14 protein-coding genes and 1 pseudogene are annotated in these 15860 nt (G+C 64.8%); 13 read left to right on the forward strand and 2 right to left on the reverse strand.

The window, feature by feature from the left end; all coding sequences use genetic code 11:
• The first annotated feature begins 59 nt into the window (after positions 1 to 59).
• The 13 genes and pseudogenes from pgi (at position 60) to tal (ending at position 14220) form a co-directional block, all read left to right on the forward strand.
• Complete coding sequence (gene pgi / locus QWL29_RS18200) at positions 60 to 1703, forward strand: glucose-6-phosphate isomerase (protein WP_305824294.1); 1644 nt, start codon at positions 60 to 62, stop codon at positions 1701 to 1703.
• A gap of 29 nt (positions 1704 to 1732) precedes the next feature.
• The gene (locus QWL29_RS18205; protein ID WP_305824295.1) at positions 1733 to 2629 is read left to right on the forward strand and encodes an SMP-30/gluconolactonase/LRE family protein; all 897 of its coding nucleotides are present in this window, start codon (positions 1733 to 1735) and stop codon (positions 2627 to 2629) included.
• A gap of 243 nt (positions 2630 to 2872) precedes the next feature.
• Positions 2873 to 3409, forward strand: a pseudogene (locus QWL29_RS26940) (glucose-6-phosphate dehydrogenase (NADP(+))); the annotation flags it as partial.
• Positions 3410 to 3474: 65 nt separating this feature from the next.
• Positions 3475 to 4476 (forward strand): glucose-6-phosphate dehydrogenase, encoded by a 1002-nt coding sequence (zwf, locus tag QWL29_RS26945; protein ID WP_305824296.1) that lies wholly within the window; start codon positions 3475 to 3477, stop codon positions 4474 to 4476.
• A gap of 11 nt (positions 4477 to 4487) precedes the next feature.
• Positions 4488 to 5342, forward strand: coding sequence for an SIS domain-containing protein (locus tag QWL29_RS18220; protein WP_305824297.1), 855 nt, complete (start codon positions 4488 to 4490; stop codon positions 5340 to 5342).
• 10 nt (positions 5343 to 5352) lie between these two features.
• Complete coding sequence (locus tag QWL29_RS18225) at positions 5353 to 5679, forward strand: low molecular weight protein tyrosine phosphatase family protein (RefSeq protein WP_305824298.1); 327 nt, start codon at positions 5353 to 5355, stop codon at positions 5677 to 5679.
• Positions 5680 to 5788: 109 nt separating this feature from the next.
• Positions 5789 to 7981, forward strand: coding sequence for a hybrid sensor histidine kinase/response regulator (locus tag QWL29_RS18230; protein WP_305824299.1), 2193 nt, complete (start codon positions 5789 to 5791; stop codon positions 7979 to 7981).
• Positions 7982 to 8008: 27 nt separating this feature from the next.
• Positions 8009 to 9094 (forward strand): serine hydrolase domain-containing protein, encoded by a 1086-nt coding sequence (locus tag QWL29_RS18235; protein ID WP_305824300.1) that lies wholly within the window; start codon positions 8009 to 8011, stop codon positions 9092 to 9094.
• Between the two features lie 27 nt (positions 9095 to 9121).
• Entirely contained in the window at positions 9122 to 9517 is a 396-nt protein-coding gene (locus QWL29_RS18240; protein WP_305824301.1) for a GFA family protein, read from the forward strand.
• Positions 9518 to 9629: 112 nt separating this feature from the next.
• Positions 9630 to 11891 (forward strand): choice-of-anchor I family protein, encoded by a 2262-nt coding sequence (locus QWL29_RS18245; RefSeq protein WP_305824302.1) that lies wholly within the window; start codon positions 9630 to 9632, stop codon positions 11889 to 11891.
• 200 nt (positions 11892 to 12091) lie between these two features.
• A complete protein-coding gene (locus tag QWL29_RS18250; RefSeq protein ID WP_305824303.1) occupies positions 12092 to 12511 on the forward strand; it encodes a DUF4259 domain-containing protein in 420 nt (139 codons plus the stop codon).
• 111 nt (positions 12512 to 12622) lie between these two features.
• Positions 12623 to 13120 (forward strand): free L-methionine (R)-S-oxide reductase MsrC, encoded by a 498-nt coding sequence (msrC, locus tag QWL29_RS18255; protein WP_305824304.1) that lies wholly within the window; start codon positions 12623 to 12625, stop codon positions 13118 to 13120.
• 170 nt (positions 13121 to 13290) lie between these two features.
• The gene (tal, locus tag QWL29_RS18260; RefSeq protein WP_305824305.1) at positions 13291 to 14220 is read left to right on the forward strand and encodes a transaldolase; all 930 of its coding nucleotides are present in this window, start codon (positions 13291 to 13293) and stop codon (positions 14218 to 14220) included.
• Between the two features lie 139 nt (positions 14221 to 14359).
• Here the strand turns inward: tal and QWL29_RS18265 are convergent, their stop codons facing one another.
• Both QWL29_RS18265 and QWL29_RS18270 read right to left on the reverse strand, forming a co-directional pair.
• Positions 14360 to 15133, reverse strand: coding sequence for a hypothetical protein (locus QWL29_RS18265; protein ID WP_305824306.1), 774 nt, complete (start codon positions 15131 to 15133; stop codon positions 14360 to 14362).
• Positions 15134 to 15234: 101 nt separating this feature from the next.
• A partial coding sequence (locus QWL29_RS18270; RefSeq protein WP_308635706.1) for a TetR family transcriptional regulator occupies positions 15235 to 15860 on the reverse strand: 626 nt, incomplete at its 5' end.

Raw genomic sequence — 15860 nt, forward strand, 5'->3', positions numbered from 1 at the left:
TTTACGAACGATTCCTGTATTATTCGATAATCTGTCCAAAACACTATCACGCGCGAGCCATGCCCCAGCCTTCCTTGACCAGCACCGCCAGCTTCCAGGCCCTCGAAACCCACGCCGTCGAGGCCGAAGACTGGCAGATGCGCCAGCTGTTCGCGGCTGATCCGCAGCGCTTCGAGCGCCTCTCGCTGGATGCCGCCGGCCTGTTCCTAGACTATTCAAAAAACCGGCTGGACGGGCGCACGCTTGAACTGCTGGCGAGCCTGGCGCGCGAGCGCGGCGTCGAGCAATTGCGCGACGCCATGTTCGCCGGCGCCAAGATCAACAACACCGAAGGTCGCGCCGTCCTGCACACCGCACTGCGCGCCCCGCGCGAGGCGCAGCTGAACGTCGACGGCCAGGACGTGACGGCCGACGTGCACGCCGTGCTGGCGCGCGTCAAGACGTTCAGCGACGCGGTGCGCAGCGGCGCCTGGGTCGGCCATACCGGTAAACCAATCACCGACATCGTCAACATCGGCATCGGCGGTTCCGACCTCGGTCCGAAGATGGTCTGCCTGGCCCTGCGCCAGTACAGCCACCCGCGCCTGAGCCTGCACTTCGTCTCGAACGTCGACGGCCACGACATGGACGCGGCCCTGGAAAAGGTCGATCCCGAAACCACGCTCTTCATCATCGCCTCGAAGACCTTCACCACGGCCGAGACCATGATGAACGCGCAGACCGCGCGCAAGTGGTTCCTGGCGAACGCCGACGAAGCGGCGTTGGCGAAACATTTTGTGGCCGTGTCGACCAATGTCGAAGCCATCAAGACCTTCGGCATCGACCCCGAGAACATGTTCCCGTTCTGGGACTGGGTCGGCGGCCGTTATTCGGTGTGGTCGGCAATCGGCCTGCCGGTGGCGCTGGCCGTCGGCTACGGCTACTTTGCCGACTTTCTGGCCGGCGCCCACGAGATGGACCAGCACTTCCGCACGGCGCCGATCGAAGCGAACATGCCGATCATCCTGGCCCTGGTGGGCTTCTGGAACCGCCAGTTCCTGGGCGCGACTTCGGTCACCATCGCCCCTTACCACCAGGACCTGAGCCGCTTCCCGGCCTACCTGCAGCAGCTCGACATGGAAAGCAACGGCAAGCGCGTGACGCGCGACGGCGAACCGGTCGACACCCCGACCTGCCCGGCGATCTGGGGCGAGCCCGGCACCAACGGCCAGCACGCCTACTTCCAGCTGCTGCACCAGGGCACCGACCTGACGCCGATCGACTTCATCGCCGCCCTGCGCCCGGCCCACGAGCTGCACAACCACCACACCGCCCTGCTGGCGAACTGCTTCGCCCAGTCGGAAGCCTTCATGAAGGGCAAGACGCTGGACGAAGTGCGCGCCGATTTGCAGGGCCAGGGTTTGTCACTGGCCGAGGTCGAGCGCCTGGCGCCACATAAAACCTTCCCCGGCAACCGCCCGAGCAACACGATCCTGATGGAATACCTGACCCCGGCCACGCTGGGCGCCCTGGTTGCGCTGTACGAGCACAAGACCTTCGTGCAGGGCGCGATCTGGGACCTGAACAGCTTCGACCAGTGGGGCGTGGAGCTGGGCAAGGTATTGGCCAAGAAGATCGAAGCCGAGCTGGCAGGCGAAGCACAGCCGGCACAGCATGACAGTTCCACCAATGGCCTGATCGCGCGCGCAAAGGCCGCCGTTTAATAAACACGAGCAAAAGCACGGACACCACCATGAAGAATGTGAAGATCGACGTCGTCCACGACGATGCGATGCAGGTCGGCGAATGCCCGCTGTGGCACGACGTCGAATCGGCCCTGTACTGGGTCGACATCAACGGACTCACCGTGAACCGCGTGCACCCGGCGAGCGGCAAGTTCACCTCCTGGAAAATGGGCTCGGAACCGTCGGCGCTTGCCGCCGACGCCGACAATAACCTGGTGGTCGCCACGCGCAAGGGCTTCGTGCGCCTGAATACCACCAGCGGCGAGATGGAAGACATCTGCCCTGCCCCCTACGACACGAAGCAGGTGCGCTTCAACGACGGCCGCGTCGACCCGATGGGCCGCTTCTGGGTCGGCACCATGTACGAGCCGCGCGACAAGCCGGCTGCCGAGATGTACGTGCTCGAACGCGACGCGTTGCGCCTGGCCTGGTCGGGCGGCATGACCAATTCGAACGGCCTGGCCTGGTCGCTGGACGGACGCTGCATGTTCCATGCCGATACCACCAGCCACCGCATCGACCTGTACGACTTCGATCCGGAAGCCGGGCAGGCGACGCTGAACCGCAACCTGGTCACCTTCGACGCCGACAAGAACGCGCCGGAATACGGCGGCCGTCCGGACGGCGCCGCGGTCGACAGCGAAGGCAATTACTGGATCGCGATGTTCGAAGGTGCGCGCCTGCTGAAGCTGTCGCCGACCGGCGAGCTGCTGCACGAAGTCCAGCTGCCGCTGCGCTGCCCGACGGCGGTGACGTTTGGCGGCACCGATTTGCGCACGCTGTACGTCACCAGCGCCAGCCACGGGCGTTCGAATGCGGAGAAGGAGCAGTATCCGCTGACGGGCAAGGTGCTGGCCCTGCGCGTGGATGTGGCTGGCCAGGTCGGGCCGGAATACCAGCGCTGATGCCTTGATATCCGCGGCGTCGCGGGGGCGGCCAACGCCACCTGCGATGCCGCACCTGTGCTCCCGCCGCTCCACCCGGGCACGCCTGATCATCCAACCTGCGCCGACCTGCGCGCCCTGCCTGCCACGCCTGTGGCACCATCGCTCCTCTCCCATTCGCGTAGTAGAATTTCTTGCAAAGCGCATATTCATGTAGTAAATTTACATGAACTTGACCCTCACCCATTTGCACCCGATACCACCATGGCCCTTTCCGATTTCGACCTCGTTTTCTTTGGCGGCAGCGGCGACCTTGCGATGCGCAAGCTCCTGCCCGCGATGTATGCGCGCGACGTCGCCCAAGACCTGCCCGAGACTGCCCGTATCATCTGCGTCGGCCGCGACGACAGCACGCCAGAAGCCTTCCTGCACATGGTCGAGACCAACTCGAAGCCGCACATCAAGGAAACCGTGGTCGAGGACAAGTGGCAGCGCTTCCTGCAGCGCATCACCTATGTCGCGCTCGACGCCACCCAGGCCGGCAGCTACGGTCCGCTGGTCGCGGCCCTGCGCGACGACGAAGCGATTACCCGCGTCTACTACCTGGCCACGCCACCGAGCCTGTTCGCGCGCATCTGCGACAACCTGGCCGAGACCGGCCTGGCCACGCCGCATTCGCGCGTGGTGCTGGAAAAGCCGCTCGGCCGCGATTTGGCCTCGGCCAAACAGATCAACCTCGATGTCGGCAAGGTCTTCGCCGAATCGCAGATCTACCGCATCGACCATTACCTGGGCAAGGAAACCGTGCAGAACCTGCTGGCCCTGCGCTTCGGTAACGTGCTGTTCGAGCCGCTCTGGCGGCGCGAATGGATCTCGGACGTGCAGATCACCATCGCCGAGAAGATCGGCGTCGGCAACCGCCTCGGCTACTACNAACCGTGCAGAACCTGCTGGCCCTGCGCTTCGGTAACGTGCTGTTCGAGCCGCTCTGGCGGCGCGAATGGATCTCGGACGTGCAGATCACCATCGCCGAGAAGATCGGCGTCGGCAACCGCCTCGGCTACTACGACAACTCGGGCGCCCTGCGCGACATGCTGCAGAATCACCTGCTGCAACTGCTGTGCATCGTGGCGATGGAGCCGCCGACCTCGATCTCGCCGGATGCCGTGCGCGACGCCAAGCTGCAGGTGCTGCGCTCGCTGAAGCGCTTCACGCCGACCACGCTGAGCCAGAACATCGTGCGCGGCCAGTACCGTGGCGGCTACGTCGACGGCCAGGCCGTGCCGAGCTACCGCGACGAACCGGATGCGCCGAAGAGCTCGAAGACCGAGACCTTCGTTGCCATGAAGGCCGAAGTGGACACCTGGCGCTGGGCCGGCGTGCCCTTCTACCTGCGCACGGGGAAACGCATGGCCGACCGCCTGGCCGAGATCGTGGTCCGCTTCAAGCAGATTCCGCATTCGATCTTCAACCAGCCGACATCGAGCTTCCAGCCGAACAGCCTGGTGATCCGCCTGCAGCCGGACGAAGGCCTGTCGCTGAATTTGATGGCGAAAACGCCGGGCGATTCGATGCGCCTGAAGCAGGCCGAATTGGAGCTCGACTTCCGCGAGCAGTTCAAGGCGCCGCGCATGGAAGCCTACGAGCGCCTGCTGCTGGACGTGCTGCGCGGCCAGCTGACCCTGTTCATGCGCGGCGACGAACTCGAAGCCGCCTGGGAATGGGTCGAGCCGATCCTGGAACACTGGGAGCAGGACGACAGCGCGCCGGTGCCCTACGCCTCCGGCACCTGGGGCCCGGCGTCATCGAGCGCCCTGATCGGCCGCGACGGTTTGCAGTGGCGCGAAGAAGCGCTCCCGGAAGACTGAGGCCGAAAAGCATGCTGCTCGATTCGATCCGCACCCAGCTCGACTCGCTCTCGAAGTCCGAGCGCAAGGTGGCGCTCGCGGTGCTGGAAGCGCCCAGCGCCACCGTGAGCCAGAACATCACGGCGCTGGCGAAAAACGCGCAGGTGTCCGAGCCGACCGTGGTGCGCTTTTGCCGCACCCTCGGCTACGACGGCTGGCACGAGTTCAAGCTGAAGCTGGCGCAGGGCCTGGCGCTTGCGCTACCCGCCGCCAACGAGCAGCCGGCCCAGGACGACCTGGCGGCCGACCTGGTAAATAAAATCTGCAGCCGCTCGATCAACACCCTGCTCGACCTGCGCAATAACTTGAACGCAGAATCGGTACAGAAGGCGCTCGACATCCTGTCGCGCGCGAACAAGATCGAGTTCTACGGCCAGGGCACCTCGGGGTTTGTCGCGGCCGACGCCCAGCATAAATTCTTCCGCTCGGGCGTGCCGACCGTCTGCTACACCGACCCGGCGATCCACTCGATTGCCGCGGCCCTGCTGCGCGAAGGCGACTGCGTGGTGGCGATCTCCCAGCGCGGCAACAATCCCTCGCTGACGCGCTCGGCCAAGCTGGCGCGCCGTGGTGGCGCCGATGTGATCGTACTGGCGCCGTCGGGCACGCCGCTGGCCGACATGGCGAGTGTGCTGATTCCGATCGACCTGGTGTTCAACATCGACCCCTATACGCCGATCTCGGCGCGCCTGGCCTACCTGGTGGTGATCGACGTACTGGCCGTGGGCCTGGCGCTGCAGCGCGGACCGGAGTTCCGGCGCAAGATGCAGAACGCGCAGAAGGCGCTGCAGGAGTTCGACATGCAGTTCGATTCCTTCATCGGCTGAATCGTTCAACTTGCGCGCCCTCTTCATCTGCACGCATAACCGCCTGCGCAGCCCCACCGCCGAGCAGGTATTCGCCAGCTGGCCTGGCATCGAGACCGATTCGGCCGGCGTGGGCGCCGATGCCGACGTGCCCCTGTCGCCGGAACAGCTGGCCTGGGCCGAGATCGTCTTCGTGATGGAAAAGGTGCACCGCAGCCGGCTGTCGAAACAGTTCCAGCGCCACCTGAACGGCAAGCGCATCGTCTGCCTCGACATTCCCGACAACTATGCCTACATGCAGCCCGAACTGGTGCAACTGCTGGAAACGAAAGTGGCGCCTTTCCTGCGCCGCGCCTGAACACGTCGTCTGCTACACCCAGCGTTGCCAAGAGCACCCACGGCTGATTTCCTCCCGGCATTTCGCCGCGCATTTCACCTTATAATGCCTTTTTGCCACAAGGCCAACCATGCGGTCGACTCCAGGATTCACCCTTTCGCTGCGCCGGCTGCTCATCCTCCTGAGTGCGATCGGGCTGTTGCCGCTCGCCCTGCTCGGCCTGTGGTCGCTGGACATGGCCGACCAGTACCAGCAGCGCGAACAGGAGCGCGCGATGCTGGACCAGGCGCGCGCCCTGTCGAGCGCGGTGGACGCCGAACTCGACGGCGCCATCGCCACCCTGGCCAGCATGGCGCGCACCCCGGCCATGGATGCCGGCGACCTGCGCGCTTATTACGAAGCCGCACGCGCCCAGGTCGCGGCCCAGCCGGAATGGCTGGCCGTGATCCTCACCGACGCCGACGGCAAGGTCCTGTTCCGCACCACGAATCCCTTTGGCGCCGCCGGCGGACGCGTCGCCGATCCCGAGAGCCTGCAGCAGCTGCTGGCCGTGCAAAGGCCGCTGGTCGGGCGCGTTACCTACGGCCCGCGCGGCCGCGCCGCCTTCCCGGTACGCGTGCCGATCCGCGACCAGGCCGGACGACTGTATGCCCTCACCGCCGTGATCCAGCCCGACCGCATCCTGCGCGTCATCGAGCGCCAGCATGCCCCGGCCGGATCGGTCATCGGCGTGTTCGACGCCGCCGGCGCGGTGGTGGCGCGCTCGCTGAACCAGTCGCGCACCGTCACCCGCCCGCCCAGCCCGACGCTGGTCAAGCTGATGGGGGGGACCGCCCCGGAAGGCGTGGGCAACACCACCACGCTCGAAGGCGACGCCGTCACCAGCGCCTATACCCGGGTCTCGCACTACGGCTGGACGGTTGCGGTCGGTGTCCCGAAGACGGCCATCGGCGCGGCGGCCTTCCAGGGCGTGGCCATCTACGGCTGGGGCCTGGCGGCCTCGCTGCTGGCCAGCATCGGCACGGCCTGGCTGCTGTCGGCGCGCATCGCCCGCACCTTCCGCAGCCTGCAGACCGGCACCGCGGCCCTGGGCGCCGGCCAGGACGCGCAGATTGCGCCGTCGCGCGTAAAAGAATTCGCGCTCATGGGCCAGGCCATCGAGGCCGCCGCGGCCCAGCGCGCCGCCCACGAAACCGAGCGCTCGCGCCTGCTAGCCTCGCTCGAGGAAGCGCTGGCCACCAGCCGCGAAGCCAGCCGCACCAAGGACGAATTCCTGGCCATGCTCGGCCACGAGCTGCGCAACCCGCTCAGCCCGATCGTCGCCTCGCTCGATTTGATGGACCTGCGCGGCGAGCCGTCCAGCCAGCGCGAACGCACCATCATGCGGCGCCAGGTGCAGCACCTGAAGCGCCTGGTCGACGATTTGCTCGACGTCTCGCGCATCGCCACCGGCAAGATGCAGTTCGAGCTGCAGCCGCTGAACCTGGCCGACCTGGTGCGCCACGCCACCACCGTCCGCCCCGGCATGACGGTGGAACTGGCGGCGCCCGAATCGCTCTGGGTGAACGGCGACGAAAGCCGCCTGGCGCAAGTGCTTAACAACCTGTTGTCGAATGCGGAACGCTTCGGCAATGGCCTGGTGCGCGTTGGCCTGAGTGCGTCCGAGGGCTGGGCGCGGCTGGAAGTGGCTGATGAAGGCATCGGCATGTCGCCCGAGCTGCTGGCGCGCGTGTTCGAGCCCTTCTACCAGGCGCCGCAGCAGCTGGCGCGCAGCACCGGCGGACTCGGCCTCGGCCTGGCCATCGTGCGCAAGATCGTCGAGCTGCACGGCGGCCGGATTCGCGCCCACAGCGACGGCCCGGGCTGCGGCAGCCGCTTCGTGATCGAGCTGCCGCTCGCGGCCGAGGCTGCGCCTGCGCCGGCCGCGGCACCCACGGCGCCAGCGCTGCGTCAATCCATCCTCGTGGTGGACGACAACGCCGATGCCGCCGCCACCACCGCCCTGCTGCTGGAACAGCTCGGCCACGAGGTACGCGTCGCGCACACGGCGACGGCGGCGCTGGCCGAATGCATGCGCTGCCGGCCCACGCTGGCCATCCTCGACATCGGCCTGCCCGACATGGACGGCTACGCGCTGGCGGCGGCAATCCGGCATGGCGGCGGCGGCACGCGCCTGGTGGCGCTGACCGGTTATGGGCAGCAGGCCGATCTGGGACGCGCCAGTGCAGCCGGGTTCGACCTGCACCTGACCAAGCCGGCCACGCTGGACGATCTGCGGCGGGCGGTGTCGGTAGACGCGCGTGCGGAACCGGCGCCGACCTGAGGAACGACCAATCATCTGGGAGATGCGATGAAACGACTGGCCTTGCTGCTGTGCTTTCCTCTCGCCGCGATGGCGGCGCCGGCTGAACCGCCGCCGCTCGCGCAGTCGCTGGATTCCATCATCGCCAGCCACTTCCAGCCCGGCCTGCCCGGCGTCGCCGCCCTGGTAATCAAGGACGGCAAGCCGCTGCTGCGCAAGGGCTACGGCATGGCGAACGTGGAACTGGGCGTGCCGATCCAGCCGGAGCACGTGTTCCGCATCGGCTCGACCACCAAGCTGTTCACGGCCACCGCCATCATGCTGCTGGTCGACGAGGGCAAGATCGCGCTCGACGCGCCGGTCTCGCGCTACCTGCCGCAGGCGCCGAAGCAGTGGAGCAAGGTGACAATCAAACACCTGCTGACGCACACCAGCGGCATCCCGAACCTCAGCATGGATTCCGGCTACTGGCGCACCACCGCCAGGCTCGAACACACGCTGGATGAACTGGTGGCGCCGGCGCGACAGCGTCCGCTGCTGTCGGCGCCGGGCACTGTCTTCGCCTACAACAACACCGGCTACCACCTGCTCGGGCAGATCGTGGAACGGGTAGCGGGCCAGGAGTTCTACGCGTTTATCGACAACCGCATCTGCCGGCCGCTGGGCTTGCAGCATACCGGTTCGGGCGACGACAAGATCTTCCATCCGGGCCTGGTCACCGGTTACCAGGCCGGCCCGAAACCAGCCTGGCTGCTCGCCAACAGCAACCTGCACGCGGCCGGCGGCATGGTCAGCACGGTCGATGAGCTGGCCGTCTTCATGCTGGCGCTGCAAGGCGGGAAACTGGTCTCGCCGGCGAACGTCAAACGCATGAACACGAGTTACGTGCTGCCGAGCGGGAAAGCCACCGGCTACGGCCTGGGCGAATGGGTGCGCACGGTGAACGGCAAGCACCTGGTCGGGCATGGCGGCTACATCTTCAATTTCTACAGCCAGCTCGAGATGGACGTCGACTCGGGAATCGTGACGGTGACGCTGCACAACGGCGACAGGCTGGGCGGCGACAACGAGGAACTCAGCAAGCGCCTGATCGTGGCGGTCCAAAGCGAACAAGCCGCCGACCTTGTACAGTAAGGGAAACAACGACCTGCCGAGGACACGATGCCAACCAGACTTGCATCCTGCAGTTGCGGCCAGCTGACCGCCCAGGCCAGCGGCGACCCGGTGCGCAACTCGATCTGCCACTGCCTGGCCTGCCAGCGCCGCACCGGCAGCCCGTTCGCGCAGCAGGCGCGCTTCCCGCGCGAGAACGTCGCTGTCGCAGGCCAATCGACGCAGTATGTCCGTGTCGGCGACGAAGGCACGCGCGCGGTCTTCCACTTCTGCCTGGCCTGCGGCACCACGGTGTACTACGAACCCGAAGCCCTGCCCGGCTTCATCATGATTCCCGTCGGGGCGTTTGCCGAACCGGACTTCCCGGCGCCGACCGTGTCCGTCTACGAGGAACGCATGCACAGCTGGGTCGTTCCGCCGCCGGACGCCGAGCACTATCCATGAAAACCGTTTGCCGCCCGGCGTCACGATCCTGTCATGTGCCTTTCCTAGAATGCAAGCCTTTCCAGGGAGACGCGAAATGCAGGCATACAAAGGGCGGGGAACGGTGATCGCTATGGCGGTCGCAACGATGGTGATGTTGCAGGCATGCGGCGGCGCCGATGACGGCGATGCGATCCAGTTGCATGGCGTGGCCGCGGTCGGCGCGCCGCTGGTCGGTGCGCGCGTTGCCGTGCAATGCGCGGCCGGCAGCCAGGACGGCATCAGCACCGGGGCCGATGGCGCCTGGGCGATCATGCCCTCGAATGGCCTGGCCATGCCTTGCGCGATCGAAGTGTCGGGCGGCCGCATCGGCAGTGCGAGCGGCGCCGAGAACACCCAGCGCCTGCACGCGCTGGCCGTCGCCGAAGGCGTGGCGAACGTCACCACCTTGACCAGCCTGCAAACGGCGGTGCTGGCCGGCGGAAGCCCGAGCGCCTGGTTCGCCCGCATGAAAGCCGATCCGGCCGCGCTGCGCGCCATCGGCAAGGAAGCGCCGGCGGCGGCCACGGCGCAACTGGCGGCCCTGCTGCCAGGCACCGTGGCGCTGCCGTCCGGCTTCGACCCGGTCGCCACCGCATTTACCGCGACCAGCGGCAACGCCATCGACGGCTTGCTGGTGAAACTCGGCACCGCCGTCAGCGAGAACAACAGCAGCTTTGCCGATGCGCTGGCCCAGGCCGGCGCCAGACTGCCGGTCATCGACCCGACGCCCGCTACCGTGACCCTGGCGAAGATCGCCGGCTTCGGCGGCGACCTGGTCGACGGCAAGCTGGCCGACACCCACGAAATCCCGGCCTACGACCCGCTCAGCAAGCGCCTGTTCGTGGTCAACGGTTCCGGCACCGGCACCGTCGAGGTATGGAACATCGCCGACCCGCGCAATCCAGTGCAGGTGGGCACCCTGCGCACCGAATCGTATGGCGCCAACCTGGCCAGCGTGAACAGCGTGACGGTGTCGAACGGCGTGGTGGCGCTGGCGATCCAGGCCAATCCAAAGACCGCCAACGGCACGGTGGCGTTCGTGAATGCGGCCGACCTGAGCACGCTGTCGACGGTCGGCATCGGCGCCCTGCCCGACATGCTCACCTTTACGCCGGACGGGCGCTACGTGGTGGTTGCCAACGAGGGCGAGCCGAACAGCTATGGCCAGGCCGATTCCGCCGATCCGGAAGGCTCGGTCAGCATCATCGACGTGAGCGACGTGCGTAAACCAGTCGAGCGCCGAGCCGGCTTCAGCGCCTTTAACAGCCAGGTCGATGCCTTGCGCACGGCCGGCGTGCGCATCTTCGGTCCTGGCGCCACGGTGGCGCAAGACCTGGAACCGGAATACGTGACGGTGAGCGCCGACAGCAAGACGGCATATGTGACGCTGCAGGAAAACAATGCGATCGCCGTGGTCGATATCGCCGGGGCGAAAGTCAGCGCCGTGCGTCCGCTCGGCTACAAGGACCACAGCCTGGCCGGCATGGGCATGGACGTCAGCAACGAGGACGGCGGCGTGAATACCAACAGCGGCACCCCGCTCGTGAAAATCGCGCCAGTGCCGGTGAAGGGCATGTACCTGCCGGACGGTATCGCCAACTATGCCGTGGGCGGCGTGACTTACCTGGTGACCGCCAATGAAGGCGACGCCCGCGCCGACTGGCCCGGCTTCAACGAGGAAACCCGCGTGCGCGACTATTGCGGCACGGCCGGCCTGGACCCGGCCCGCTTCAGCGGCGACCTGGCAAACCTGACGCGCGACTCGAACCTGGGCCGCCTGCGCATCACCACCACGCCGAACGGCAACAATACGGGCAAGAACGCCGCCGGCCAGTGCACCGAGCTCTATGCATTCGGCGGCCGCTCGTTCTCGATCTGGAATGCCGCGACCGGCGCGCGCGTGTACGACTCGGGCGACGGCTTCGAGACGATCACCGCGCAGCTGGCCGGCACGCCGGGCTATGACTTCCCGTTCAACACCGGCCACGACGAAGCCGACGCCCTCGATGCGCGCAGCCCGAACAAGGGGCCGGAACCGGAAAGCGTGGTGCTGCAGCGCTTCGGCAAGAAAACCTTCGCCTTCATCGGCCTGGAGCGCGTGGGCGGCGTGATGGTGTACGACGTGACCAATCCTGCGGCATCGAAATACGTCACCTACATCAACACGCGCGCCGGAACGGGCACGGTGGTGAAGAACACCAACGGCGACAACGGTATCGTGAACGGTGGCGACCGCGGCCCGGAAGGCCTGGTCGTGATCCCGGCGGCGAAGTCGCCGAATGGCAAGCCGATGCTGGTAGTGGCGAACGAGATCAGCGGAACGACGGCGCTGTTCGAGATCAAGCTGAACTGACACGCCTGCGTTGTTGCGCCTCGGCCCCGGCAGCGCCATGCGTTGCCGGGGCCTTGTCATTAATAAATGTTTATATTGTCATAGCAACAATGCAAGTCTATACTTGCTATTAGTAAATACGATCCTTGCCAAGCGGTCCGAACCTTGCACCATCTGAAACAAGACAAACGATGAGAATCCTCGCTGCATTCGCGTTATGCATGGTCCTGTCCTCCTCCGCTGTCGCCGGCGCCTGGGGTACCGGCAGTTTCGAGAACGACGACGCGCTGGACTGGATCGGCGAATGCACCGGTTCGCAGGGCAAGGCAGCGCTGGCGGCCACGTTTGATAGCGCCTTGTCCGCCGACGTGGTCGACGCACCGGAGGGCGCGACCGTGGTCGCGGCGGCCGAGGTGGTGGCGGCGGCGCGCGGCAAGCGCAGCGCCACCTTGCCGCGTGCGCTGTCGGCCTGGCTCGAGCGCCAGCCGCGCGCGCAGATCGCCAGCCTGGCGCCGCTCGCGCACAAGGCCCTGGCGCGCGTCGGCCAGCCGAGGTCGTCCGAGCTGGCGCAGCTGTGGTCGGGGCAGGAGGCGGCCAAGTGGAAAGCGCAGATGGCCGAACTGGCGGCGCGCCTGCGCTGACGCGGCGGCGCCTGCAGCGGGCGGCGTCGACCAGGGTGTGCGGGGTGCGCGCCCAACATCGTCCGGGCTGGCTGTAGAATAGCGGTTTTCGTCCAGCACCACGGCCCGCCCATGCACATCAATCCAGAACGCAGCACCCGTCCCGACTACGACCTGCTGGTACGCCAGGTCGTCAGCGTCCTCGAAGGCGAGCGCGACCTGACCGCGAACGCTGCGCAGTTTTCCGCGCTTGTCTATGACACCCTTGCCGACCTGAACTGGGCCGGTTTCTATTTCACCGTGCCGTCGAAAAAACGCGAAGGCCAGGATTTGCTGGTCGGGCCGTTCCAGGGCAAGCCTGCTTGCGCGCGGATTCCGTTTGGGCGGGGCGTGTGCGGCACGGTTGCTGTCGAGCGCAAAACGGTTGTGGTGCCGGATGTGCATGCGTTTCCGGGGCATATTGCCTGCGATTCGGCGTCGAATGCGGAAATCGTGCTGCCGGTGATCAAGGATGGCAGGCTGGTGGGGGTGTTCGATATCGATAGCCCGGTGCTGCAGCGGTTTACGGAAGAAGACCGTGTAGGGCTGGAAGCGATGGTAGACGCGTTTATCCAGGCGACGGATTTTTAATCGTTCCGACCGGTTTGCGTTCGAGTGGTGGGTTCGAGAACCCACCCTACGCAAAAGTTTGAAGTTTCGATGCGCAGGCGTTGTACCGCGTGGGCACAAGTGCCCACCCTACAAAGACAGCAATCGCAGTGCACAGAATATTCGGTTATATTGTTAAATAGGCAAATTATATGAATCAACTTGAGCAATTGAAGCAATTTACGACCGTTGTGGCCGATACGGGCGATTTCCAGTCGATCAAGGCGTATGCGCCGCAGGATGCGACTACCAATCCGTCGCTGATCCTGAAAGCGGTGCAGAAGCCGGAGTATCGTCCGCTGCTGGAAAAGGCTGTCGCTGACGCGAACGGTGCGTCGGTGGAAGCGATCGTCGACAGCCTGCTGATTGCCTTCGGCGTCGAGATCCTGAAGTACGTGCCGGGCCGCGTGTCGACCGAGATCGATGCGGCGCTGTCGTTCGATACCGAAGCCACCGTCGCCAAGGGCCGCGAGCTGATCGCGCTGTACGAAAAAGCCGGCGTGTCGCGCGAGCGCGTGCTGATCAAGATCGCCTCGACCTGGGAAGGCATCCGCGCCGCCGAAATCCTGGAGCGTGATGGCATCCACTGCAACCTGACCCTGCTGTTCTCGCTGTGCCAGGCCGTCGCCTGCGCCGAAGCGGGCGTGCAGCTGATTTCGCCGTTCGTCGGCCGCATCTACGACTGGTACAAGAAATCGACCGGTACCGACTATCAAGGCGCCGACGATCCGGGCGTGCAGTCGGTCAAGGGCATCTACCAGTATTACCGCAAGTTCGGCTACAAGACCGAAGTCATGGGCGCGAGCTTCCGTAATACCTCGCAGATTTTGGAACTGGCCGGTTGCGACCTGCTGACGATTTCGCCGGACCTGCTGCAGAAGCTAGCCGACAGCGACGCCGCCGTCGAGCGCAAGCTGGTGGCGGACGAGAGCGCCGACATCGAGAAGATCGCCATCGACGAAAAGACCTTCCGCTTCATGCTGAACGAAGACGCGATGGGCACCGAGAAGCTGTCCGAAGGCATCCGCGCCTTCGTGGCGGATTCGCTCAAGCTGAAGAAGATGATCGAAGAATTGCGCTGATCCGGTCATTGTGCAGCGCAAGCGCACGCATATAACACGGCAGTCTGACTGTTAGCCCGTTCATCGCGCCGATGGAAGTGCATCGCCAGCTAGCGACGCTTCCATCTGCTGACTGGCAATACCATCAGGCTGCCGTTTTTTATTCCGTTTTGTCGAACTGCCAGGCTGCCTGCACAAGGTCCAGTGTCGCGTCGATGGATTTTTGCTTTTGCTTGGGCCGCACTTGCAGGCGCACGGACATGGGCATCTCGTCGTCACCGAAGTGCCAGGCAGGGTTGAAACAGCCCAGTGCCTTGGAAAAGGTTTCCACGATCCCCTCCTGCGTATCGATGTAATCGGACTCCGCGCAAAAAACCTGTTTCAGGATGGCAGTCTCGAGCAACATGCTCGACAGGATATGCACGCTGTTGCTGTATCCAAACACCCAATTCGCCCGCCCTTCCAGCATTTTTTCCAGTGTGTCGTCGTTCGACCCCGTCTCGCAGGAGCTCAAGATGATTCCTTCGAGCTTGTCCTTGGCTGCCTTTGCGATCTGCGACGCAATGGTACGTGCATTGGCACTCGCTATCCGGCCTTTCGAGCCGTGGGCGCCGACGTACAGGATGACGCGCGACTCGCTGACCGACATCGCATTGTCCAGGGCCTGGGCAAAACTGCTTGCGTCATAAAAATTCAGGCGATAGATGCGGACGTTATCGAAAAACCGGACCAGCCCATCGAAAAAAGGCGCAACCGATACCTGGCCGCGGTTGTCACCGAACTGGAACAGGACGTCTTCCAGGACAACCAAAGCAATCTCGTCCTGTTGGCGCTCGCCAAGTTCGATCAGCTTCCTGAGTTTTTTACTGCTGTCGCTTCCTGGCAGATCGAGAAAACCTGCATACGCCCGTTCATCGATTTCAATGCGCTTCATGCTTTCCTTTCTTTTATAGAAAGGACATGATAAACCGAATATTTCCAGAAAAAAACTTTTGATTCCGCCTTTGCAGGTTCCGGTGGAATCATCCTGGCCGTTTATGCGATCGGCCTTGCACGGATACCGTCGAGCAAAGTGTCAATCACGTGCATGCCGGTTTCCATCAGCCCGAACGCCTTCGGCTCGAACATCCAGTTGCGAATCATGCCGTCCATGGTTGCCCACAAGCCGAGTGCAATCGTGCGCGGATTCACGCCGGCGCGCACTTGACCGCTTTCCAAGCCAAGTCGGATGCGGCCCTCGACGTGCATCATCCATTCCTGCTGGCTCTGGCTGCGACGCTCGCGGACAGCGTCGAGCTCATCGACGAACTCGACTTTCAGCGAAGCGATCTCGAACACGCGGCGTGGGCCGGGCTCCTGCTCCGTGACGCGGAAGATTTCCAGCATGAAATCACGCACGTCGTGCAAAGGGTCAGACACATTGGCCTGCTCCATAACGCATAGCGCGCACTCGAAAGGCAGGGTCGCCCTGTCCATCATTGCATTGAACAGTGCGCCTTTGTCGTCGAAATGCCAATAAATCGCGCCGCGCGTCACACCCGCGGCCGTTGCGATATGCTGCAAGGTCGTTCGCGAGACACCTTGCTCTACAAACAATTGTTCTGCTGCATCAAGAAGGCTTTGTTGCACAAATCGGCCCATCAGCGGCCGAGGCGCAGCAC

The organism is Massilia brevitalea (assembly GCF_030711405.1).
GTDB classification, from domain to species: Bacteria; Pseudomonadota; Gammaproteobacteria; order Burkholderiales; family Burkholderiaceae_D; genus Telluria; species Telluria brevitalea.